Genomic DNA, 20,374 nt, shown 5'->3' with positions numbered 1-20,374 from the left:
CGTCGAGCGAAGGGCACCTTCAGTCGGGTAGACCGACCGGAGGTGCCCTTCGCTCGTCCGGGGCCGGACTGGCGGTGGGCGCCCACGGCCCGTCTAGTCGACCGAAGGTGCCCTTCGCTCAGTCCGGGGGCGCGGGGGCGGCCTCGCCGCGCTCGCGGGCGATCCGCGTCCCGACGAGCACCGCCACCACGGCCGCGGCCACCATGCACGCCCCGACCACCCACAGGCCAGCGCGCTGCGAGCCGCTGACGTCCGCGAGGGCGCCGGTGATGTACGGCGCGGTGAAGCCGCTGAGGTTGCCCAGGGAGTTGATCAGGGCGATCCCGCCCGCGGCCGCGGCGCCGGTGAGGAACTGCGAGGGGAGCGCCCAGAACGGGGCCAGCGCGCCGCACACGCCGACGGCGCACACCGTCACGGCCGCCATCGCCAGCCACGGGTTCGCGAGGTAGAGCGCGATCGGGATCGCGACGCCCCCGAGCAGCGCGGGCGCGGCGACGAACCAGGCGCGGCCCCGCATCGAGCGGGCCGCGTCGGCCCGCCGCCCCCAGAGCACCATGGCCACCGCGGCGACCACGTAGGGGATCGCCGTGACGAAGCCCCGCTCCAGGACGTCGAGCCTCGTGCCGAACTGCTGCTCGAACCCGGCGACGATCGTCGGGAGGAAGAAGCTCAGCGCGTACAGGCCGTAGGTGATGCCGAAGTAGACGAAGGCCAGCGCCAGGATCCGGGGGTGGGTCAGCGCCCGGCGCAGCGGCCAGTGCGCGGTGCGCTCGGTGGCCCGCGCCTCGGCCTCGAGCTTCTCGGTCAGCCATGCCCGCTCGTCCTCGCGCAGCCAGCGGGCGTCGCCCGGGCGGTCGGTGAGCGCGAAGAACGTCACCACGCCGAGCAGGATGGCGGGGACGCCCTCGGCGAAGAACATGATCCGCCAGCCGGACGCCCCCAGCAGTCCGTCCCCGGCCCGGATCAGCAGGCTGGAGACCACGGAGCCCACCGCGACCGACACGGGCACCGCGGTCATGAAGAGGGCGACCGCGCGGGCCCGCTGCTCGGCCGGGAACCAGTAGGTCAGGTACAGGATGATCCCGGGGAAGAAGCCGGCCTCCGCGACACCGAGCAGGAAGCGCAGCACGATCAGCGTGGTGGCGTTCGGGACGAACGCCATGACCGTGGCGATGATCCCCCACGAGACCAGGATGCGGGTGATCCAGATCCGGGCGCCGAAGCGGTGCAGCGCCAGGTTCGACGGGACCTCGAGCACCAGGTAGCCGATGAAGAAGATGCCCGACGCCAGCCCGAACATCGTCGCGGTGAGCCCGAGCTCGGCGTTCATGCCGTTCGGGCCCGCGAACCCGATGTTGACCCGGTCCAGGTAGTTGACGAAGTAGAGCAGGACCAGCAGCGGCAGCAGCCGGACGGCGACCCGCCGCAGGGTCCGCCTCCCGACCTCGGTGTCCGGCGTCGTCGTCGACATGACCGCCACCCGATACTGCCGTGAGCCGGGCGTCAAGACCTGACGATCACCGCTGGCACCGGCGCGGCCGCCAGGATGGCGCCGACCCGGTCGCCGAGGAAGAAGCGGGTCGCCGCGCCCGGGGTGCCGCCGACCACGAGCAGGTCGCCCGCGGTCCACCCGGCGACGTGCACCGCGTCGTCCCACGAGGCTCCCGCGTGCACGCCGGTCTCGGCCTCGAGACCCTGCTCGGCCAGCGCCGCCCGCTGGGTCTCGGCGATCTGTGCGGACCACTCCGCGATGACCGGCTCCTCCGCGTCCAGTCCGACCTCCGGCGGGATCGCGGCCGGGCGCCGCACCGCGAACGAGGCCACCCGCAGCGTCGCCGACGAGCGCCGGGCGATCTCGGCGGCCGCCGCCAGGACGCCGGCCGATGCCGTGGTCCCGTCGAACGCGCAGGTCACGCGGGTCACGGGCAGCCCCGGCGACGAGCCGGTGCCGCGGGCGAGGACCACCGGCACGGGGGAGCTGCGGGCGACCCGCACCGCGATCCGCCCGGACCGGTCGGGGTCCGTCCCGAGCACGACCGCGGAGATCCCGTCCGCCCCCGCGGCCTCGAGCAGCGCCTCGGCCACGGACCGGCCGCGGACGGCGGTCCACCGGGCGGCCACCCCGGTGCCGGCGAGGACCCCGTCCACCGCGGCCTGCGCGACGGCGGGTGCCTCGGGCTCCCCGTCGTCGGGTGCGGTGCCCGGGGTGACCACGACCGCCACGGCCAGGTCCTCGCCCCACGCACCCGCCAGGCGCGCCGCCAGCCCGATGGCGCCCCCGGCGTCGTCCCGGGCCTCCGGCGAGAGGCCCACCAGCAGCGTCATCGACCGTCCTCCCCGTCCGTCATGGTCGAGCTCCGCTCCGCTCCGTCTCCCCCGTCCGTCATGGTCGAGCTCCGCTCCGCTCCGTCTCCCCCGTGCGTGATCAGCGCCGACCGCCTCGACCCGTACACCACCCAGAACACCAGCGCCGCCACCAACCAGACGACGAACACGATGATCGTCACCCAGGAGAGCCCGGAGATCAGGTAGAGGCACGCGAGGATCGACAGCACCGGGGTGACCGGATAGCCGGGGACGCGGAACGCCCGGGGCAGGCCGGGCGCTGTGCGACGCAGCACGATGACGCCCACCGACACCACGGTGAACGCGACCAGCGTGCCGATCGAGACCAGGTCGGCGAGGACGTCGAGCGGGACGAACCCGGCGAGCAGGCCCACCGCGACGGCCACCACGACGGTGTTGCGCACCGGTGTCAGCGTGCGCGGGTCGACGCGGGAGAACAGGGGCGGGAGCATCCCGTCGCGGCTCATCGTGAACAGGATGCGGGTCTGCCCGTACATCGTCACCAGCGTGATCGAGAAGATCGAGATGACCGCGCCCGCCGCGAGGACGATCGAGGGCCACGACGAGCCCGTGACCTCGGCCAGGATCGCGGCGAGCCCCGCCTCCTGGCCCTCGAACCGCGGCCAGTCCTGCGCGCCGATCGCGGTCACCGCCACGAGCAGGTAGATCACGGTGACGATCACCAGGGCCAGCACCAGGGCCCGCGGCAGCGTGCGGCGGGGGTCCTTGGCCTCCTCACCCGCCGTCGAGACCGCGTCCAGGCCGATGAACGAGAAGAACACGGTGCCCGCGGCCGCGCCGACCCCCGCCGTCCCGAACGGGGCGAAGTCCGCGAAGCGGTCGCGGGAGAACGCGCTCGCCGCGATCACGGCGAACATCACCAGCACCGCGAGCTTGATGACGACCATGACCGCGTTCGCGGTGGCCGACTCGCTGACCCCGCGCACCAGCAGCAGCGCACACAGCACGACGAGCACCATCGCGGGCAGGTTGATCACGCCGCCCGCACCCGGGGCGCCGGAGAGCAGGTCGGGGATGCGCACGCCGATCGTGTCGGCCAGCAGCGCGTTGAGGTACTCCGACCAGCCGACCGCGACGGCGGCCGAGGAGACCATGTACTCCAGCAGCAGGCAGGCCGCGACCGCCATGGCGGGCGCCTCGCCCAGGGTCGCGTAGGCGTAGGAGTAGCTCGAGCCGCTCACCGGGACCGCGGAGGCCAGCTCGGCGTAGCAGAGCGCCGTGAGCCCGGCCGTGACCGCCGCGACCACGAAGCTGATCACGACGGCGGGTCCGGCCTCCGGGGTGGCCTCGGAGAGCACGAAGAAGATGCCGGTGCCGACGGTCGCGCCGACCCCGAACGCGGTGAGCTGGAACAGCCCGATGCTGCGCTCGAGCTCGCCGCCGCCCGAGGTGTCGGCACCGGTCTCGGCCGCCATGGTCGTGACCGGCTTCCGGCGCAGCCAGGCGCCGCCGGGCGGGACGATCGACATGCTTCGGCACCCTAACGGGGTGCCGACCGGGTCAGCCGCAGGAGCGCAGGCGTCAGCCGCAGGAGCGCAGCGCCGAGACGTCGGGGTCCGCGCCGCGCTCGAACGAGATGTGCACGTGGTCCTCGTGGTTCGCGGTCGCGCCGCCGCGGTCCTCCATGCCCTCCCACCCGGAGCCGGTGTTGATCCGCTGGTCCCAGATCGCGTAGGAGACGCCGAGCGCGTCCTTGTTCTCCATGACGCAGTCCGCGATCGCGTCGCCGTCGGTCGTCATGAAGTCCAGCGCGTAGCCGCCCGGGTGGTCCGAGGCGTTGCCGCGGCTGCCGACCCCGAGCACGTCGTGGCCGGGGAAGACGCACTCCATCGCGTTGCCGACGGTCTGCACCGAGTCGGCGACGCCGCCGTAGCTCGAGTCGGCGCCGCAGTCGGTGATGCGCGCGGTCCGGTCGGTCTCGGCCTTCGCCCGCTGCGCCTCGGCGGCCTGCGCCTGCTCGGCGGCGGCCGCCTGCTGCGCCTGCTCGGCCTGGCGCCGCACCCGGTCGCCGGCCTTGAACAGGTCCGCGGTGGCGGGGTCCCCGGCGCCGCTGACGACGACGGGTGCGACGGCCGGGGCCGGCGCTGCCGCCGGTTCCAGGCGCGTGCTCTCCGAGGACAGCGCCAGCGTCGCGTCGTCGGTGGGCAGCTGCAGCGCCGCCGGGGCGACCGCGGCCAGCGCGACGGTCGCGACACCGGCGGCGGCGAGGCCGTGGCGGCGGGCGTCCCGGGCCGGGGTGGCGTGCCGGCCGCGGCGGCGCGCGGGCCGGCCCGCGGGGTCCGGGGTGAAGCCCGCGCGGGCGTGCCGGTCGGTCACGAGCGCGGCGAGGTCGAGCACAGTGGTCGGGGGGTCGACGGTCGCGACCCGCCCGGGCTCCACGGGGGAGCTCGGGGCGGGGCGACGCGTCGGCACTGGGGAGCGGTGCCGGGACACGCAGGGACCTTCCGGGTCGGGGAGCTGCTTCGTGCGCGGAGGCGTCCTCTCCCGCAGCCGTCGGGGTCGGCCGCGGGAGGAGTGGAAGGACTGCTCACGACGGTGGTGGGGAGCCGGTGTCGTGACCGTTCCGTGACGTCTCCGCGACCCAAGGTAGGCCCAGCTGCCTCGTCGGGAAGGGATCGACGGCAGCCGGGCGTACCCGGGCGTCGAGCGGGCCCGCTTTCTCAGGCTCGCTCTCAGGCAGGTGTGGTCAGCAGGTGACGCGGGCCGCGAGGGTGCGGCCGAGCAGCGTCCCCGACCGCCACGCCGTCTCCACCTTCGGCGGGCCCCAGCCGTCGCCGACGACGGCGACGAGGTCGTCGTCGAGGTGGAACGGCGCGTCCTGCGGGGTCTCGTGCGGCTCGGCGGGGCTCGCGAAGGTCCAGCGGTGCGCGTGGGTCCACGTCGGCGCGGCGTCGAGGCCGAGGAGCTCCCCGACGGCGGCGGCGACCCCGTCGGTCACGCCGGCCGGGTCGTCCAGGTGGCGGCGCGCCTCCTCGCCGGTGGTGTGCGCGACGAGGACCGGGGCGTCGTCGCCGCGCCGGGAGCCGTCGTCGGCGATCAGGGAGAGCACCGGGTGGTCGTTGACGAACGCGGCCGGCAGCTCGCTCCAGGTGCGCTCCGCGTAGCCCAGGGCGACCGCGATGACCGGCTCCCACGGCCGGTCGGCCAGCACCTGCGCCGAGCGCATCGGGGTCCGGACGAGGCGGGCGGCCTGCGGGTCGGGCATGGCCAGCACCACCGCGCACGCGGGCTCGCCGTCGACGGCCGGCCCGGGCGTGACGTCGGCGACCTCGCGGTGCGTCTCGACGCGCAGCCCCTCGGCCAGGTCCGCGACCAGCGACCGCAGGCCGCCGGGCGCGGCCCACCGCTGCGGCCCGGTCTTGGTCTCGGACGAGCCGTCACCCGCGTACGCCTGCATGGTGTCGGTCCACGGACGGGCGAGGCCGCGACGCTCCCAGTCGGCGACCCGGGCGCCGAACTCCTCGTCGGAGACGGTGAAGTAGGCCGCGCCCAGGTCGACGGGACGATCGTGCACCGGGGGGCTGGAGAGCCGCCCGCCGACGCGCCCGCTGCGCTCGAGGACCCGCACCGGCACCCCCGCCTCCGTGAGCGCCCGCGCGCAGGCGACCCCGCTGATGCCCCCGCCGACGACCAGGACGTCGGTGCGGGGCGGCGCGCTGTCGCTCATGGGGGTCAGGTCCCCGCCCCGCGCCCCACCCATGCGCGCCGGCGGGCCTCAGGACCGTGAGCCGGACCGCGCCGCGTGCGTGCTGTCGCGGACCGTCCCGACGTACTCCTCGATGAGGTCCTCGAGCGCGACCACCCCGACCGTGCGGCCGTCGTCGTCGACGGCCCGCGCGAGGTGGGCGTTCTCCCGGCGCATCGAGGCCAGCGCCTCGTCCACCGGCGCGGTGACGGTGACCCGGGGGAGGGCCCGCACCCGCTCGGCGGGGACGACCCGGTCCTCCCCGCCGTCGAGGTCGAGGACGTCCTTGATGTGCAGGTAGCCGCCGAGCTCCGCGCTCGGTGCCATCCCCGTCTGCTCGGGCAGCACCGGCGCGGTGCCAGGCTCGAGCGCGTGGCTGTCCAGGCGCGGGTGGGCGTCCGGGGCCTCGGGGGTCTGCACCGGGTAGCGGGAGAACCCGGTCGAGGCGACCGCCTCCTCGAGCGCCCCGACGGTCGGGTTCGCCGGGAGGACGGTGAGCCGTTCGCGGGGGATGAGGACGTCGGCGACGGTGCGCTCGGCGGTGTTGAGCGCCTGGGTGAGCCGCCGGGTCTGCGACGCGTCCAGCAACCCCTCGCGCCGGGACTCCGAGAGCATCTCCGCGATCTCCGAGGTGGTGTACGCCGACTCGCGCTCGTCCTTGGGCTCCACCCCGAGCAGCTTCAGGACGTGATTCGCGATCCAGTTCAGCAACCCGATGACCGGCCGGGTGACCTTGAGGAACGCGACGAGCGGGGGGACCAGCCACACCGAGGTGCGCTCCGGCCCGGCGATCGCGATGTTCTTCGGGACCATCTCGCCGATCACGATGTGCAGCACCGTGACGATCAGCAGCGAGATCACGAAGGCGATCGGGTGCAGCAACGCCTCGGGCACACCCAGCGGGTCGAAGACCCCCTCCAGCAGGTGGGCGAGCGCGGGCTCACCGAGCGACCCGAGCGCCAGCGAGCAGATCGTGATCCCCAGCTGGGCCGCCGCCATCATCATCGAGAGGTGCTCGGTGGCGCGCAGGACGGTGGCGGCGCCGGACGTGCCGGCGTCGACCATCGTCTCCAGCCGGTCGCGCCGCGCGGAGATCAGGGCGAACTCGGCGCCCACGAAGAACGCGTTGGCCAGCAGCAGGCCCACCATGGCCAGCAGGGCGACGTAGTCGTTCATCCTGCCCCCGTCGCTTCGCTCGCCCCGCTCATGGCGTCATCCCCGCCGTCTCCCGCTGCTCCCGCGTGGTCTCCGCGTCCGGCGGCCGCGTGATCCGCACGTCGGCGATGCGCCGCCGGTCCATCCGGACGACGTCCATGCGCCAGCCCTCGTGCGTCACGGTGTCGCCCACCGACGGGATGCGGCCCAGCTCGGCGAGCAGGAAGCCCGCCAGCGTCTCGTAGATCTCGGAGTCCGGGAACGACCAGCCGACCAGGTCCTCGAGCTCGTCCGGCCGCAGGGTCCCGGAGACCATCCAGGTGTCGTCGCCCGTGGTGCGGAAGCGGGCCGCCTCCCCGCGGTCGTGCTCGTCGCGCACGTCGCCGACGATCTCCTCGACGAGGTCCTCGAGCGTGACGATGCCCGCGGTGCCGCCGTACTCGTCGACCACCACCGCCATCTGGAACCCGGTGCCGCGCAACCGGTCGAGCAGCTCGTCGCCGTCCAGGGAGTCGGGCACCGTGGTCGGGGTGCGCATGAGGTTGCGCAGGAACTGTGCCCCGCGCCGCGACCGGGGCTCGGCGAAGGCCTGCTTGACGTGCACCACGCCGCGGACGTCGTCGAGGTCGCCGTCGATCACGGGGAACCGGGAGAACCCGGTGCGCGCGGTCGCGGCCAGCAGGTCGTCGACGGTGTCGTCGGTGTTCAGGCTCTCCACCCGCATGCGCGGCGTCATCAGCTCGTCGGCCGTGCGCTCCCCGACGCGCAGGGTGCGGGTCAGCACCGCCGCCGTGCCCTCGTCGATCGTGCCCTGCTCCGCGCTGGTGGCCACCAGGGAGCCGAGCTCCTGCGGTGACCGGGCCGAGCGCAGCTCCTCGGCCGGCTCCACCCCGAGGCGGCGCACGATCCAGTTCGCGGCGCCGTTGAGCCCGCCGATGAACCAGGACAGCGCCTTCGAGAACGCGGCCTGGACGCCCGCCACCGTCCGCGCGGTGCGCAGCGGCGCGGCGATGGCGAGGTTCTTCGGCACCAGCTCGCCGAACACCATGGACAGCGCGGTGGCGAGGATCAGGGCGATCACGGCCGCGGCGCCCACGGCAGCGCCGGCGGGGATGCCCACGTCCTCCAGGAGCGGCGAGATCAGCGTCGCGATCGCCGGCTGGGCCATGTAGCCCGTGACCAGCGTGGTGATCGTGATGCCGAGCTGGGCGCCGGAGAGCTCGAAGGAGAGGTTGCGGTGGGCCTTCGCGACCGCCTGGGCCCGCCGGTCGCCCACCTCGTCGACGTGGTGGTCGACCTGGCTGCGTTCCAGCGTGGTGAGGGAGAACTCGGCCGCGACGAACACCGCGGTCCCGAGGGTGACCGCGACGACCCCGACGAGGCCGAGCACGGAGAGGAGGACGTCCATGTCGGCGAGGTCAGTCCTGCGCGCCGGGCTCGGCCGAGCGGGGAGGGAACCCGCCCGTGGCGATCGGGCCCCAGCGGTCGATCGTGAGGCGGATCAGCGACTTGTTCCCGTCGGCCATCGCCTGCTCGTACTCGTCCCAGTCCGGGTGCTCGCCGGAGATCGACCGGAAGTACTCGACGAGGCCGTCGAGCGCCTCGGGCATGTCGAGGATCTCCGCGGTGCCCTCGACGTGCACCCAGGGGTCGTCGAACTCGTCCGACAGCACGCACATCGCGATCCGCGGGTGCTTGCGGATGTTCACGACCTTCGAGCGCTGCGGGTACGTGGAGACCAGCAGCCGGCCCTGCGCGTCGATCCCCAGCGTCACGGGGCTCGTCTGGTCCCCGCCGTCCTCCCGCCGGGTCACCACGATCGCCTTGTGCCGCGTCCGCAGGAACTCGACCAGCGCGTCGAAGTCCACGCGGTCGTTGGTCGCGATGTTGGCCATGGAGGGGATCCTACGGCCGAGGGCCGACGGCCTGCGCAGCGTGATCACTAGGCTGGACCGGTGACCGACCTCTCCGGGCGCCGCGTCCTCGTCGTCGGCGCCTCCTCCGGCATCGGCGCGGCGATCGCGACCGCGGCGGCGGCCGCCGGTGCCCGCCCCGGCCTGGTGGCCCGCCGTCGTGACCGCCTCGACGAGCTCGCCGGCACGCTGGACGGCGCGGTCGTCGCCACCGGCGACGTCACCGACCCCGCCTCGATCGGCGCGGCGGTCGAGGCCGCGGCCGGTGGGCTCGGCGGGATCGACGACGTGGTGCTCGCCGCCGGGGTGATGTCGCTGGGGTCCGTGGCCGACACCGACCCCGAGGTCTGGCGCGGGATCCTCGACGCCAACGTCACCGGCCTGCTCGCCACCTCCCGCGCGGTGCTACCCCACCTCGGGCCGGGGAGCAGCGTGGTCGTGATCTCCTCGATGTCCGGACGGCGGGTCGCCTCGGCCGCGGGCGGGGTGTACGCCGCGAGCAAGCACGCCGCGCACGCGGTCGCCGAGACGCTGCGGCTCGAGGTCGGGCCGCGGGGGGTGCGGGTCACCACGGTCGCGCCGGGCTTCGTCGCGACCGACCTGGTGGCCGGCCAGGAGGGCGCGGCCGCCTTCGAGGGCCGCATGCACGACGAGGGGCTCGACCCGGCCGACGTCGCCGCCGGGGTGGTGCACGTCCTGGGGCTCCCGCCGCACGTGGTGGTCGTGGAGTACGCGGTGCAGTCGATCCGGCAGCTGGGGTTCCAGGGCGAGCGGAGCGACGGGGGAGATGTCCGGGGCGACGCAGGCGGGGACCGGAATTGATGCAGGCCGTGACCTGGCGGACAGCCGGTGGCGGCCGCACGGGTGATCGTGGCCAGAATGGGCGCCCATGAGCGGGTCCCCGTTCGTCGACTTCGACCGCGCCTCCTGGGCGGCCCTCCGGGACGAGTCCGGCGACCTCCCCCTGACGGCGGCCGAGCTGGAGGAGCTGCGCTCCCTCGGCGACCCGGTGGACCTCGACGAGGTCCGCGACGTCTACCTGCCGCTCTCGCGCCTGCTCGACCTGCACGTCCGCGCGAGCGCCGGGCTGCTCGAGGCCTACCGCACGTTCCTGCGCCAGGACGAGGAACGCACGCCCTTCGTCGTCGGGATCGCCGGGTCGGTGTCGGTGGGCAAGTCGACCACGGCCCGGCTGCTGCGCCTGCTGCTCGCCCGCTGGTCCGACCACCCGAACGTCGCGTTGGTGACCACGGACGGGTTCCTGCACCCGAACGCCGAGCTCGAGCGCCGCGGGATCATGACCCGCAAGGGCTTCCCCGAGTCCTACGACCGCCGCGCCCTGCTGCGCTTCGTCTCCGACATCAAGGCGGGCAAGCCGGAGGTGTCGGCGCCGGTGTACTCCCACCTGGTCTACGACGTCACCGACGAGCAGCGCTCCGTCTCGCGCCCGGACATCCTCGTCCTCGAGGGCCTGAACGTGCTGCAACCGGCGCCGCAGACGGGGGAGCGGGCCAGCGCGCTCGCCGTCAGCGACCTCATCGACTTCTCGATCTACGTCGACGCGCACCCCACGGACGTGCGCCGCTGGTACATCGAGCGGTTCCTCGCACTGCGGGAGACCGCGTTCCGCGACCCGGCGTCGTACTTCCGCCGCTACGCCGAGATGGACGAGACCGCCGCGCGCGAGCGCGCCGCCCAGCTCTGGGACGAGATCAACGGGCCGAACCTGCGGGAGAACATCGCGCCGACGCGGTCCCGCGCCGGTCTCGTGCTCACGAAGGGCCCCGATCACGCCGTGCGACGGATCCGGCTCCGCAAACTCTGAGCCGCACGGCCGAACGGGCGAGCGGCTCGCCGGGGAATCGGACGAAAGCGGCAGGAAACACGCGCCCGGTGCTGGGAACCGGGCACGGGGGATGGGATGCTGAGGTATGGCAACGACCTCGTCCGACCTCGCGGCCTCCCCGATGGGCGTGGGGGAGGTGACCGATCCGCACGACCCGATGCTCCCCGCGCGCCTGCGGCTGGCCGTCGGTCGGCTCAACCGGCGCATCCGCGTCGACTCCGCCGCGGTGCTGCCCCCGCTGCAGACCTCGGTGCTGGTGACCCTGGAGGAGCACGAGCCGCTGCGCCTCTCGGAGCTGGCCCGGCGCGAGGCGGTCACGCCCCCGACCATGAGCCGGGTGCTCGCCGCACTCGACGACGCCGGCCTGCTCGTGCGCACGCCCGACCCGCAGGACGCCCGGTCGGCGCTGGTGGAGCTCTCCGCGGACGGCCGCGCGATGATCGAGCGCCTGCGGACCGAGCGCACCGCCGTCCTGGCCGAGCGGCTCGAGCGGCTCCCGGAGGACCAGCGCGAGGCGCTCGCCGCCGCGCTGCCCGCCCTCGAGGCGCTCGCCACGATCCCCGCCCCGTAGCTCTCACCCGGGGGCCGTCTTGTCCCGTGGGACACGGCCGGGCATGCTGGGCCGTCGCGATCAGTTCCTGGCACGCACCACCGGTGCGCGGCGCCCGGCCGACGTGGCCCCGGTGCAGCCGCCCGACACGCCGAGGGCGGGACGAGAGTGAGCATCGACGAGCCCCAGCACGCGGACGACGACACCGTCTTCCGCGCGCCCGTGCGTCGCCTCAGCCCGCCGCAGGTCGCGGACGAGCGGGAGTCGCTCGAGGGCTGGCTGGACTACTTCCGCGCGCAGGTCGTGCTGGCCATGGACGGGCTGCCCCACGGGGCGCTGCGCCGCCGGGTCCCGGACTCGGGTGCCTCCCTGGTCGGCATCGTGCGGCTGCTCACCGATCTCGAGCGCACCTGGCTGGTGGAGCGCTGGGGACAGCGCGGCGGGCGGGCCGCCTACACGTTCAGCTACGTCGACGACTCCGACGCGACCTTCCGCTTCAGCGAGCTGGACGAGCCCGAGGTCCTGGTGGGGGCCTACCAGGAGACCTGCGAGAAGGGGCGGGACGCGCTGGCCGGCGCGGAGTCGCTCGACGACGCGGTGCGCGACGACCGGCGCGGCCACATCGAGCTGCGCTGGATCCTGCTGCACCTGATCACCGAGACCGCCCGCCGCGCCGGCCAGGCGCAGGCCCTGCGGGAGTTCCTGCTGGCCGGCGAGGACCCTCCACCGTCACGGTGAAGTCGTCCGAGAAGCACACCAGCTCGGCGATGCCGCGGGACTCGTCGGTCGGCGACTCGTACGACCACGCGCCGTCGACCACGCTCGTCCCGCCCGTCGACACCGTCCAGTAGGTCGACACGCCCTTGTAGGGGCAGACCGTGGTGGTGTCGGTGCGGGTCAGCTCGGCCTGCACGTCGGTGCGCGGCAGGTAGAACCGGACGTCGAGCCCGGTCTCGTCGAGCAGCACGGCGGACGACGACGAGGCCACGGCCGAGCCGTCCGGGGCGGTCACCGTGACCCGCCGGCCGGTCGGGCGCAGGTCGACGCGGTGGTAGGGGTCGGGCAGGTGACCGAGCACCTCGACGTCCTCGTCGAACCAGCGGTCGGCCGCACCCATCGGCAGCGCGACGAGGCCCGCGAGCCACGGGGTGTCCGGCTTCGGGTCCGGGTAGGCCCACACCGCGTCCGGGACGGTCCGGTCGCCCACCGTCAGGTGCCGGTAGGTGGCGTCGCCCTTGAACGGGCAGTGGGTCGTGGTGTCGCTGGGGGAGAGCAGGTCGGCGCGGACGTCACCCTCGGGGACGTAGAGCTGTGGGCCCAGGCCGGTCTCGAACAGCAGCGCCCCGTCGACGGTGTCGAGGACGACCACGTCGTCCACCACCGCCCGCACCCGCCGCCGGAACGGCTCCAGGAGCAGCGAGTGCGCCGGGCCCTCGACGGTGAAGGTGCGGGTCTCGGGGAGCTTCCGCGACAGCGGGCCGCCGAAGCGCGTGAGGGACATGTGTCCTTCGTACTCGTGAGCACTTTCCCGTGCCAGGACACGGGGAAGTGCTCACCTGCGCGCAGCGCACACCGCGAACACCGGGTCTCCCGCCGACGGCCGCTGCTCGGCGACCGGCTCGTCGAACGCCCCGGACGCCACGAGGTAGTCCTGCACGATCCGGACGTGGCCGGCGTCGTCGGTGGCGAGCCAGCCGCGCACGGCCTTCGTCGGGAAACAGCGGTTGGAGAAGGTGATCGCGAACCGGCCGCCGGGCCGCAGCACGCGCGCGACGTCGGTGAAGACCGCGACGGGCTGCGTCAGGTAGTCGACCGAGACGGTGCTGACCACCGTGTCGAACGACGCGTCCGCGAAGGGCAGCCGCGGGTCGGTGTTCAGGTCGTGCACCACGCGCTCGTGGGCCCAGGTGTTGGCCGCCAGCTCGGCGTGGTTCATGCCCAGCACCGTGAGGTGCCGCGGCGGCGTGGAGAGGTGCGAGACCCACGACGACATGAGGTCGAGGACGTCGCCGTCGGCGCCGACCTCGTCGTAGTAGGCGCCGACGGCCGCGACGGCGGCGTCGTCGATGTGCTGCACGAGCCGCGGCGGCCGGTAGAAGACGGCGTCGTCGCGGGGATCGGAGCGGTCGAAGAAACCGGGCTCGGTGAAGGAGAACCCGGACGTGCGGGCGGTGTCGGCCACGACGGTGATGTTCCCGGACGCGTCGGTGGGCACTCCCTGAGATGTGACCCCCGAGCCCGTCGAGCCCGTCACCGCCCATGCCCCGGCCTTCGCCGGGCCGACGATGATGACGCAGTCCTGGCGCGACGCCGCGTTCCTGCACTGGGCGGTCGACCCGGACGAGGTCGCGCCGTTCCTGCCGCCGGGCGTGCGGCCGGACGTCCTCGACGGGGTCACCTACGTCGGGCTGATCCCGTTCCGCATGGTCGGCGCCGGGCTGTCACGGGGGCCGGCGGTGCCGTGGTTCGGCACGTTCCTCGAGACGAACGTGCGGCTGTACTCCGTCGACGGGCGGGGACGGCGGGGCATCGTGTTCCGCTCGCTGGACGCCGACCGGCTGGCGGTCGTGCTCGGCGCGCAGGCCGCGTTCGGCCTGCCCTACCGGTGGGCGCGCATGGCGTTCCACCACGCCGACGGCGAGCTGACCTACCGCTGCGTGACCCGGGTCGGCCGCCACCGCAGCGTCGTCCGGGTCCGGCCCGGCGAGCCGGTCGCCGACGAGCTGACCACCTTCCTGACGGCGAGGTGGGGCCTGCACGAGCGGCACGCGGGGGTGCCGCTGTACGTGCCGAACGTGCACGGGCCGTGGCCGCTGCGGCGGGCGGAGCTCACGGCGTTCGACGACGAGCTGGTCGCGGCCGCTGGGTTCCCGCAGTTGGCGGCCCGTCGTCCCGACCTCGTGCACTACTCACCCGGGGTGTCGGTGCGCTTCGGCCTGCCCGGGACCCGGCCCCGCCCTGCGCGAGGGGATCCCTCGCGCCATTAGGACGACCGGATCGTCCTCACGCCGCGGCGAGCCAGGCCGCCAACTGGGCCTGCAGGCGCTCGGCGACGGCGTCGTCCCCGAAGAGCAGCGCGTGGACCTCGTGGACCGGCGGGGTGCCCGAGGTGGCGAGGATCGCGACGCCCGGCATCGGGTCGTCCAGGAGCAGCGCCGCCGCGCTGTGGTGGTGCCCGCCCCGGCGCTCCAGGCAGGTCCCGGCCATGGCGGGCAGGCCGCGGAAGGTCTCGAACCGCTGGCGCGGCGCGATCACGCCGACCTGGCTGAGGAACCGGGCGTGGGCCTGCTCGTGGGTGGAGGCGGCGGACCGGCCCCGCGAGGGACCCCAGGCGTGCAGCTCGGTGCCGGGCGGGTCCGGGAAGTGCTCCAGGTGCGCCGCCAGCGCCACCAGCACCGTCGTCATGCGCTCGGTGAAGGCCTCCGGCGCGGCCACGCCGGCGGAGGCGCTCGTGACCACGGCGGTCCGGTCGGCCCGGCCGTCCACGGTCCACGTGGTGGTCACGGTCGCACCGTCCGCGTCCACGGCGGTGACCAATCCGCCGTCGTCGTCGGTGGAGAGGACCTGCACGGGCTCGTCGGCGGTGATCACCGCGATCTCGCCGTCCGCCCGGGACTCCAGCCCGCGCGTGCGCAGCCACACCGCCACCGACCGGGGCAGCTCGGCGCGGACGCGCCCCGGGTCGGCGGCGATCTCGACGGCCATCTCCACGCTGCTCACAGCGGTGCACCCTGCCGTGCGGGTGCCGCGGGGTCAGCGGTGGGTGTACTGCAGCTCGGCGAACACCGCGACGGCGGCCGCCTGGGCCAGCACGACGGCCGCCCCGGGCGCGGTGAGCCCGGACCAGGTCCCGACGACGAGCGCCACGCTCGCGAGCACCCAGGCGGTGTTGCCGAGCACGACGACCCAGGTCAGCGGACGGGGGACGGTCGCGAGCCGGGCCAGTGCCACCAGCCCGAGCGCGTAGACGACCAGGAACACCCCGACACCGAGCAGCAGGCCGGGGGGAAGGCCGAGCAGGTCGTCGAGGGCGGACGAGCCCGCGGCGGAGGCGACGCCGAGGGCGCCGGAGGCGGCGGCGTCGAGGAGGAGGACCCGCCGCAGCGGGGCCTGGGAGCGGGTGGCGGTCGGGGCGTTCGAGGAGGACACGGTGTTCGTCATGGGGAGAACGGTGGTGGCCGGGAGGTCGTCGGGTCGATGACCTCCCGGGTCATGGCCGACCGGCTACTCCTCTTCCACCGGGCACTACTCGTCCCGCCCCGAAGCCGTTCTCCGGCAGCGGCCGGGTCCCTAGCGTCGTCCCCGCCGCGGCCGACCGGAGCCGCACGAATCCCCGGAGGACACCGTGACCCACGACCAGCACCGCCGCCCCGTCGACGCCGCGCCGCACCCGTACCAGCCCCACCAGCCGACGCTGATGGCCTACCCGATGGTGCCGGGAGGCGGGCCGGTCCTGACCGTCAACGGGGTGCCGCAGCCGCTCGGGCGGGGCAGCTCGCGGGTGCTCGTCGGCGCGATCGTCTTCGCCACGTGCGTGGTGCCGCTGGTGATCATCGCGGTGGTCCTGCTGATGATGCCGGACTTCGGCTCCCTCACCGGGGGGACCGACGTGCCGTCGGTGACCGTCACCCGGTGACAACCGCGCGGCGCCGCGCCATGACCTCGGAGGTCATGGCGGGCGTTCCCGCGGTCGTCCTACCGTCGTCGACCATGACGGCCACGATCACCGCCGGCGCGATGCTCAAGGGGTGGCGGACCCGCCGTCGTCGCAGCCAGATGGACCTCGCGCTGGAGGCGAACGTCTCCACCCGCCACCTCAGCTTCGTCGAGACCGGCAAGGCGCAGGCGAGCCGGGCGCTGCTGCTCGACCTCGCCACGCGCCTCGACGTCCCGCTGCGCGAACGCAACGCGCTGCTGCTCGCCGCCGGGTACGCCCCCAGCTACGCCGAGTCCGCGCTCGAGGACCTCACCGGGGTGCAGGAGGCGCTGCAGCACCTGTTGGCGGGGCACGAGCCCTACCCGGCCCTCGTCGTGGACCGCCGTGGCGACGTCGTCCTCGCCAACCGCGCGGTGCGGCTCCTGCTGGCCGGCGTGGACGACACCTGGCTCACGCCCCCGCTGAACATCTACCGTTTGGCGCTGCACCCGGAGGTGCTCGACGTCCGCAACCGCGACGAGTGGTCGGCGCACCTGCTCCACCGCCTCGACCGGCTGGTCGACCTCACCGGCGACCCGCGGCTGGTCGCGCTGCGCTCCGAGGTCGGGCCCTGGGTCGGCGACGGCAGGACGGTGCGGGTGCACGACCGGGCGGCGCAGCTCATGCTCCCGCTGCACCTCGGGCACCCCGACCACGGCGACCTGCGGTTCTTCTCGACGATCACGCACTTCGGGGCCGCGTTCGACGTCACCCTCGACGAGCTGTCGATCGAGTCGTTCGTGCCGGCCGACGAGCACACCCGGCGGGTGCTGACTCAGCCGACCGTCGTCCCGAGCAGCATGCCGATGCCGTAGGTGACGGCCAGCCCGAGCCCGCCGCCGATCACCACCCGCACCACCGCCTTGCGCGTCGACGCCCCACCCAGGTTCGCCGAGACGTACCCGGCGATCCCGAGCGCGACGAGCACGACGACGACGCAGACCGGCACCCGCCACGTCGTGGGCGGCAGGACGATCGCGAGCAGGGGGAGCAGGCCGCCGAGGACGAAGGCGGCCGCGGAGGTGAGCGCCGCCTGCGTGGGGCTGGTGAGGTCGTCCGGGTCGATCTTGAGCTCGGCCTCGACGTGGGCGGCGAACGCGTCGTGCTCGCTCAGCTCGCGGGCCACCTGCCGGGCGGTCTCCGGCCGGAGCCCCTTGGCCTCGTAGATCGCGGCGAGCTCCTCGAGCTCGTCCTGCGGGTCCTCGGCGAGCTCCCGTCGCTCCTTCGCGAGCATGGAGCGCTCCGCGTCCCGCTGGCTGGACACGGACACGTACTCGCCGAGCGCCATCGAGACCGCGCCCGCGACCAGGCCGGCGACGCCCGCCGTCAGGACCGGGCCGGACTCGATCGTCGCCCCGGCGACCCCGACGACGATGCCGGCGACCGACACGATGCCGTCGTTCGCGCCGAGCACGCCCGCGCGCAGCCGGTTCAGGCGGTTCTCGTTCTGCTGGACGTGCGGCTCGTCGGCGTGGGTCGGGAGCGGAGTCTCGTCGTCGGGCACGACCGGGCAGTGAATCAGCCGACCCGGTTGCGCGGAAGCGCCACCACGACGACGGGCGGCCGGTCACCCTCGTCGTCATGACCGATCTGATGCCCCCGGCGCCGGACCTCCCGCCGCTGCTCACCGACGACGACGTGCTCGACCGCGTGGAGTCCCTCGTGGGCTCCGCCCGCCAGGACCGGACGCTCTGGCTGCTCCCGGTCGACGGCGACCGGCGCCAGGCGCCGCTGGTGGTGCCGGTCGAGGACGTGCCCTACCTGCCCGACGACGTCGTCGAGGGCATCGGCACCGTCCTCGCGGGGTTCGTGCCCCGGTTGGCGACGGCGTCCGGCCCGGGCTCGGTGGTCCTCGTCCTGGAGCGCTTCGGGCCGGCCACCGTCCACCCGGCCGACCGCGACTGGGCCGACGCCCTGACCCGGACATGCGCGGAGCACGACGTGGTCCTCCGCGGCTTCTTCGTGGCGGCCTCGGGCGGGGTGGTCCGGGTGGATTGACCGCTTGAGAGTTCGCTTTTAGGATCACTCGGTATGGACGTCGTGACACCGGAGCGCTGGGACCTGGCGATCGCGGAGTTCCGCGAGCGCGAGAAGGCCGAGATGCGGGCCCGCGACGCGCTCGCCGCGGCCCGCCGACGGCTCCCCGCCGTCGAGGTGGACCCGCGGCTGCCGTTCACCGCGATCGGGGGAGGGGAGTGCACGCTCGCCGACCTCTTCGACGGCCGGCCGCAGCTGATCGTCTACCACCACATGCTCCGCCCGTCCGACGACGACCCGTGCGAGGGCTGCTGCCTGTTCACCGACAACGTCGGCCACCTCGACCACCTCGAGGCGCGCGGCGTGACGTTCGCGCTGTCCTCCCGGGCCCCGGTCGACGAGATCGAGGCCTTCCGGGCGCGGATGGGCTGGCAGCGCATCCCGTGGTACTCCGACCCCGGGTCGTTCGCGGCGGCCACCGGCGTGCACGGGTTCCAGCTGGACGTCCTCCTGCGCGACGGCGACCGCGTGCTGCGGACGTACTCCACCACGGGACGGGGGGTCGAGGCGCTGGGGAGCACGTGGACGTTCCTCGACCTGGTGCCCTACGGGCGGCAGGAGACGTGGGAGGACACCCCGGCCGGGCGGCCGCAGTCCGAGCCCTACGTCTGGTGGCGACGCCACGGCGAGTACACCGATGCGTGACGTGTGACCGGCCCCGCTGTGACGGACGCCGGACCCGGGGGCGCCGATCCGGCCCGCCCGGCCACGATGGTCGTATGTCCGGACCGGTCCCCGCAGCCCTGACCCACCCCGCGGCCTACCCGGTGCTGCGCGACGTGACCCCGCGGTACTCCGACCTCGGACCGGACGGCGCGATCACCGCCACGGGTGTCGTGCGCTGGTTCGAGGACGCCCGGGTGGGGATGCAGCTGCCGTCGTTCCGGCGGCTGGTCGAGGACGGGGAGTTCGGCGCCTTCCGCGTCCTGCTCGCGAGCCAGGGTGTCGAGCGGCTCGACGCGATGCCGTTCGACGGCAAGTACCGCATCGGCGTCGGCATCCGGCGCGTCGGCGGGTCCTCGTTCACCTACGGGTACGGCGTGTTCTGCGAGGACCGGTGCGTCGCGCTGGGCGACACCGTCACCGTGTTCGCCACCGAGGCGGGCCCCGCGCACCTGCCGGACGCGCTGCGTACCGACCTCGCCGGGCTCGTGCTCGACGAGCCGGACGCCTCGCCCTCCTACCGGCCCGGCCCGGAACGCCGCGAGCGGTCCGCCTACCCCTTCGCGACGAGCCTGCGGGCGCGGGTCGGCGACATCGACACCAACCGGCACGTGAACAACGTGGCGCTGGTCGGCTGGTACGCCGACGGCGTGGCCGCCCTGCACGACGAGCTCCTCACGCCGGGGTGGGGCGGGCCGCCGCCGGAGATCGCCCCGTCGTCGTACCGGGTGCAGTACGTGGCCGAGGTCGGCTACCCGGCCGAGTACGAGATCGGTGTGGCGGTGCTGGCCGTGGCCCGGAACACGGTGACGTACGGCCTCGGGGTGTTCCTGGGGGAACGGTGCGTGGGGCTCGCTGATGCGACCGGTCCGCGCGGGGAGCTGGGCCCGGACGCGCTGGACGCGTGGCGCATGATCGGCACATGACCGACCGCATCGAGGTCTCTCGCACGATCCCCGCTCCGGCCGCGGACATCTTCGCCGTGCTCACCGACCCGGTCGGGCACGTCGCGATCGACAGCTCCGGGATGCTGATGGACGCGACGGGGGAGCGGGTGACCGCGGCCGGCGACCGGTTCGTGGTGCACATGGACCGGGAGGCCCTCGGCGACGTCCCGCTCGGTCGCTACGACGTCACCGTCGTGATCGCCGCCCTCGAGCCCGACCGCGAGATCGCCTGGACCATCGAGGGGACGGTCCGCCCGCCGATCGGCCACGTGTACGGCTACCGGCTGGAGCCGCAGGAGGACGGGGCCACCGTCGTGACCTCCACCTACGACTGGTCGGCGATCTCCGACGAGTGGCGGGCGCGCGGGATCTTCCCGGTCATCTCCGAGCAGGCGCTGAAGGGCACGCTGGGCATCCTGGAGCGCGTGGTGCGCCGCGGCTATCGGTGAGGCCATGGTGAGGCCACGGTGAGGTGACTCTCGAAGCGGGAGTCGTATCCCATGTCGATCTCCTCC

The 20,374-nt window shown here is 74.2% G+C and carries 24 protein-coding genes; 11 read left to right on the top strand and 13 right to left on the bottom strand.

What is annotated here, in order from left to right; all coding sequences use genetic code 11:
• Positions 1 to 118 precede the first annotated feature (118 nt).
• From WCD74_RS26375 to WCD74_RS26340, 8 genes are all read right to left on the bottom strand, one after another.
• The gene (locus tag WCD74_RS26375) at positions 119 to 1,471 is read right to left on the bottom strand and encodes an MFS transporter (protein ID WP_337697880.1); all 1,353 of its coding nucleotides are present in this window, start codon (positions 1,469 to 1,471) and stop codon (positions 119 to 121) included.
• Between the two features lie 32 nt (positions 1,472 to 1,503).
• Positions 1,504 to 2,325 carry a universal stress protein gene (locus tag WCD74_RS26370; protein ID WP_337697879.1) on the bottom strand — a complete coding sequence of 274 codons (822 nt, stop codon included), beginning with the start codon at positions 2,323 to 2,325 and terminating at the stop codon, positions 1,504 to 1,506.
• Complete coding sequence (locus WCD74_RS26365; protein WP_337697878.1) at positions 2,322 to 3,836, bottom strand: APC family permease; 1,515 nt, start codon at positions 3,834 to 3,836, stop codon at positions 2,322 to 2,324. The genes WCD74_RS26370 and WCD74_RS26365 overlap by 4 nt, the downstream gene beginning before the upstream one ends.
• Positions 3,837 to 3,888: 52 nt before the next feature.
• Positions 3,889 to 4,779: a VldE C-terminal domain-containing protein gene (locus tag WCD74_RS26360; protein ID WP_337697877.1), complete on the bottom strand. Its 891-nt coding sequence runs from the start codon at positions 4,777 to 4,779 to the stop codon at positions 3,889 to 3,891.
• Positions 4,780 to 5,053: 274 nt separating this feature from the next.
• Positions 5,054 to 6,034, bottom strand: coding sequence for an NAD(P)/FAD-dependent oxidoreductase (locus WCD74_RS26355; protein ID WP_337697876.1), 981 nt, complete (start codon positions 6,032 to 6,034; stop codon positions 5,054 to 5,056).
• A 48-nt stretch (positions 6,035 to 6,082) separates the two neighbouring features.
• On the bottom strand, positions 6,083 to 7,228 hold the full coding sequence (locus tag WCD74_RS26350) for a hemolysin family protein (RefSeq protein ID WP_337697875.1): 1,146 nt from the start codon (positions 7,226 to 7,228) through the stop codon (positions 6,083 to 6,085).
• 28 nt (positions 7,229 to 7,256) lie between these two features.
• A complete protein-coding gene (locus tag WCD74_RS26345) occupies positions 7,257 to 8,615 on the bottom strand; it encodes a hemolysin family protein (protein ID WP_337697874.1) in 1,359 nt (452 codons plus the stop codon).
• A gap of 10 nt (positions 8,616 to 8,625) precedes the next feature.
• Positions 8,626 to 9,102, bottom strand: a complete 477-nt coding sequence (locus WCD74_RS26340; protein ID WP_337697873.1) for a PPOX class F420-dependent oxidoreductase — start codon at positions 9,100 to 9,102, stop codon at positions 8,626 to 8,628.
• 60 nt (positions 9,103 to 9,162) lie between these two features.
• Here WCD74_RS26340 and WCD74_RS26335 point away from each other — a divergent pair, with 60 nt between their 5' ends.
• The 4 genes from WCD74_RS26335 to WCD74_RS26320 all read left to right on the top strand — a co-directional run bounded on the left by WCD74_RS26335 (position 9,163) and on the right by WCD74_RS26320 (position 12,254).
• A complete protein-coding gene (locus WCD74_RS26335) occupies positions 9,163 to 9,942 on the top strand; it encodes an SDR family oxidoreductase (protein WP_337697872.1) in 780 nt (259 codons plus the stop codon).
• Between the two features lie 67 nt (positions 9,943 to 10,009).
• Positions 10,010 to 10,945 carry a type I pantothenate kinase gene (gene coaA, locus WCD74_RS26330; protein WP_337697871.1) on the top strand — a complete coding sequence of 312 codons (936 nt, stop codon included), beginning with the start codon at positions 10,010 to 10,012 and terminating at the stop codon, positions 10,943 to 10,945.
• Between the two features lie 106 nt (positions 10,946 to 11,051).
• Positions 11,052 to 11,537 (top strand): MarR family winged helix-turn-helix transcriptional regulator, encoded by a 486-nt coding sequence (locus WCD74_RS26325; protein WP_337697870.1) that lies wholly within the window; start codon positions 11,052 to 11,054, stop codon positions 11,535 to 11,537.
• A 147-nt stretch (positions 11,538 to 11,684) separates the two neighbouring features.
• Positions 11,685 to 12,254 carry a mycothiol transferase gene (locus WCD74_RS26320; RefSeq protein WP_337697869.1) on the top strand — a complete coding sequence of 190 codons (570 nt, stop codon included), beginning with the start codon at positions 11,685 to 11,687 and terminating at the stop codon, positions 12,252 to 12,254.
• On the opposite strand, the gene WCD74_RS26315 is transcribed toward WCD74_RS26320, so the two are convergent.
• Entirely contained in the window at positions 12,169 to 13,017 is an 849-nt protein-coding gene (locus tag WCD74_RS26315) for a DUF427 domain-containing protein (protein WP_337697868.1), read from the bottom strand. The two genes, WCD74_RS26320 and WCD74_RS26315, sit on opposite strands and share 86 nt — an antisense overlap.
• 51 nt (positions 13,018 to 13,068) lie before the next feature.
• Positions 13,069 to 13,731, bottom strand: a complete 663-nt coding sequence (locus WCD74_RS26310) for a class I SAM-dependent methyltransferase (RefSeq protein ID WP_337697867.1) — start codon at positions 13,729 to 13,731, stop codon at positions 13,069 to 13,071.
• A gap of 10 nt (positions 13,732 to 13,741) precedes the next feature.
• Here WCD74_RS26310 and WCD74_RS26305 point away from each other — a divergent pair, with 10 nt between their 5' ends.
• Positions 13,742 to 14,503, top strand: coding sequence for a YqjF family protein (locus WCD74_RS26305; protein WP_337697866.1), 762 nt, complete (start codon positions 13,742 to 13,744; stop codon positions 14,501 to 14,503).
• A gap of 16 nt (positions 14,504 to 14,519) precedes the next feature.
• Here WCD74_RS26305 and WCD74_RS26300 read toward each other — a convergent pair whose 3' ends face one another.
• Positions 14,520 to 15,236, bottom strand: a complete 717-nt coding sequence (locus tag WCD74_RS26300) for a hypothetical protein (RefSeq protein WP_337697865.1) — start codon at positions 15,234 to 15,236, stop codon at positions 14,520 to 14,522.
• 33 nt (positions 15,237 to 15,269) lie between these two features.
• On the bottom strand, positions 15,270 to 15,677 hold the full coding sequence (locus tag WCD74_RS26295) for a hypothetical protein (RefSeq protein ID WP_337697864.1): 408 nt from the start codon (positions 15,675 to 15,677) through the stop codon (positions 15,270 to 15,272).
• Positions 15,678 to 15,861: 184 nt separating this feature from the next.
• On the opposite strand from WCD74_RS26295, the gene WCD74_RS26290 reads away from it, so the two are divergent.
• Both WCD74_RS26290 and WCD74_RS26285 read left to right on the top strand, forming a co-directional pair.
• On the top strand, positions 15,862 to 16,152 hold the full coding sequence (locus tag WCD74_RS26290; protein WP_337697863.1) for a hypothetical protein: 291 nt from the start codon (positions 15,862 to 15,864) through the stop codon (positions 16,150 to 16,152).
• Positions 16,153 to 16,226: 74 nt separating this feature from the next.
• Entirely contained in the window at positions 16,227 to 17,027 is an 801-nt protein-coding gene (locus WCD74_RS26285) for a helix-turn-helix domain-containing protein (RefSeq protein WP_337697862.1), read from the top strand.
• Here the strand turns inward: WCD74_RS26285 and WCD74_RS26280 are convergent.
• The gene (locus WCD74_RS26280; RefSeq protein ID WP_373696138.1) at positions 16,988 to 17,716 is read right to left on the bottom strand and encodes a VIT1/CCC1 transporter family protein; all 729 of its coding nucleotides are present in this window, start codon (positions 17,714 to 17,716) and stop codon (positions 16,988 to 16,990) included. The two genes, WCD74_RS26285 and WCD74_RS26280, sit on opposite strands and share 40 nt — an antisense overlap.
• Before the next feature lie 77 nt (positions 17,717 to 17,793).
• On the opposite strand from WCD74_RS26280, the gene WCD74_RS26275 reads away from it, so the two are divergent.
• The 4 genes from WCD74_RS26275 to WCD74_RS26260 all read left to right on the top strand — a co-directional run bounded on the left by WCD74_RS26275 (position 17,794) and on the right by WCD74_RS26260 (position 20,308).
• The gene (locus WCD74_RS26275) at positions 17,794 to 18,210 is read left to right on the top strand and encodes a hypothetical protein (protein WP_337697861.1); all 417 of its coding nucleotides are present in this window, start codon (positions 17,794 to 17,796) and stop codon (positions 18,208 to 18,210) included.
• Between the two features lie 33 nt (positions 18,211 to 18,243).
• Positions 18,244 to 18,894: a DUF899 family protein gene (locus WCD74_RS26270; RefSeq protein WP_337697860.1), complete on the top strand. Its 651-nt coding sequence runs from the start codon at positions 18,244 to 18,246 to the stop codon at positions 18,892 to 18,894.
• 74 nt (positions 18,895 to 18,968) lie between these two features.
• Positions 18,969 to 19,838, top strand: a complete 870-nt coding sequence (locus tag WCD74_RS26265; RefSeq protein WP_337697859.1) for an acyl-CoA thioesterase — start codon at positions 18,969 to 18,971, stop codon at positions 19,836 to 19,838.
• Positions 19,835 to 20,308 carry an SRPBCC family protein gene (locus WCD74_RS26260; protein ID WP_337697858.1) on the top strand — a complete coding sequence of 158 codons (474 nt, stop codon included), beginning with the start codon at positions 19,835 to 19,837 and terminating at the stop codon, positions 20,306 to 20,308. The genes WCD74_RS26265 and WCD74_RS26260 overlap by 4 nt, the downstream gene beginning before the upstream one ends.
• Positions 20,309 to 20,374: the final 66 nt, after the last annotated feature.

Source organism: Actinomycetospora aurantiaca (genome assembly GCF_037401875.1).
Lineage (GTDB): Bacteria > Actinomycetota > Actinomycetes > Mycobacteriales > Pseudonocardiaceae > Actinomycetospora > Actinomycetospora aurantiaca.
The sequence above is the reverse complement of the archived record's forward strand: the minus strand, read 5'-3'. Positions and strand labels throughout refer to the sequence as shown.

What these genes read in the sequence shown, in the direction of transcription:
- WCD74_RS26340 (WP_337697873.1), bottom strand. Translation starts at nt 9,102, where the DNA reads ATGGCCAACATCGCGACCAACGACCGCGTGGACTTCGACGCGCTGGTC.
- coaA (WP_337697871.1), top strand. Translation starts at nt 10,010, where the DNA reads ATGAGCGGGTCCCCGTTCGTCGACTTCGACCGCGCCTCCTGGGCGGCC.
- WCD74_RS26260 (WP_337697858.1), top strand. Translation starts at nt 19,835, where the DNA reads ATGACCGACCGCATCGAGGTCTCTCGCACGATCCCCGCTCCGGCCGCG.
- WCD74_RS26295 (WP_337697864.1), bottom strand. Translation starts at nt 15,677, where the DNA reads ATGACGAACACCGTGTCCTCCTCGAACGCCCCGACCGCCACCCGCTCC.
- WCD74_RS26355 (WP_337697876.1), bottom strand. Translation starts at nt 6,034, where the DNA reads ATGAGCGACAGCGCGCCGCCCCGCACCGACGTCCTGGTCGTCGGCGGG.
- WCD74_RS26370 (WP_337697879.1), bottom strand. Translation starts at nt 2,325, where the DNA reads ATGACGCTGCTGGTGGGCCTCTCGCCGGAGGCCCGGGACGACGCCGGG.
- WCD74_RS26315 (WP_337697868.1), bottom strand. Translation starts at nt 13,017, where the DNA reads ATGTCCCTCACGCGCTTCGGCGGCCCGCTGTCGCGGAAGCTCCCCGAG.
- WCD74_RS26325 (WP_337697870.1), top strand. Translation starts at nt 11,052, where the DNA reads ATGGCAACGACCTCGTCCGACCTCGCGGCCTCCCCGATGGGCGTGGGG.
- WCD74_RS26375 (WP_337697880.1), bottom strand. Translation starts at nt 1,471, where the DNA reads ATGTCGACGACGACGCCGGACACCGAGGTCGGGAGGCGGACCCTGCGG.
- WCD74_RS26265 (WP_337697859.1), top strand. Translation starts at nt 18,969, where the DNA reads ATGTCCGGACCGGTCCCCGCAGCCCTGACCCACCCCGCGGCCTACCCG.
- WCD74_RS26350 (WP_337697875.1), bottom strand. Translation starts at nt 7,228, where the DNA reads ATGAACGACTACGTCGCCCTGCTGGCCATGGTGGGCCTGCTGCTGGCC.
- WCD74_RS26275 (WP_337697861.1), top strand. Translation starts at nt 17,794, where the DNA reads ATGACCGATCTGATGCCCCCGGCGCCGGACCTCCCGCCGCTGCTCACC.
- WCD74_RS26365 (WP_337697878.1), bottom strand. Translation starts at nt 3,836, where the DNA reads ATGTCGATCGTCCCGCCCGGCGGCGCCTGGCTGCGCCGGAAGCCGGTC.
- WCD74_RS26270 (WP_337697860.1), top strand. Translation starts at nt 18,244, where the DNA reads ATGGACGTCGTGACACCGGAGCGCTGGGACCTGGCGATCGCGGAGTTC.
- WCD74_RS26345 (WP_337697874.1), bottom strand. Translation starts at nt 8,615, where the DNA reads ATGGACGTCCTCCTCTCCGTGCTCGGCCTCGTCGGGGTCGTCGCGGTC.
- WCD74_RS26285 (WP_337697862.1), top strand. Translation starts at nt 16,227, where the DNA reads ATGACGGCCACGATCACCGCCGGCGCGATGCTCAAGGGGTGGCGGACC.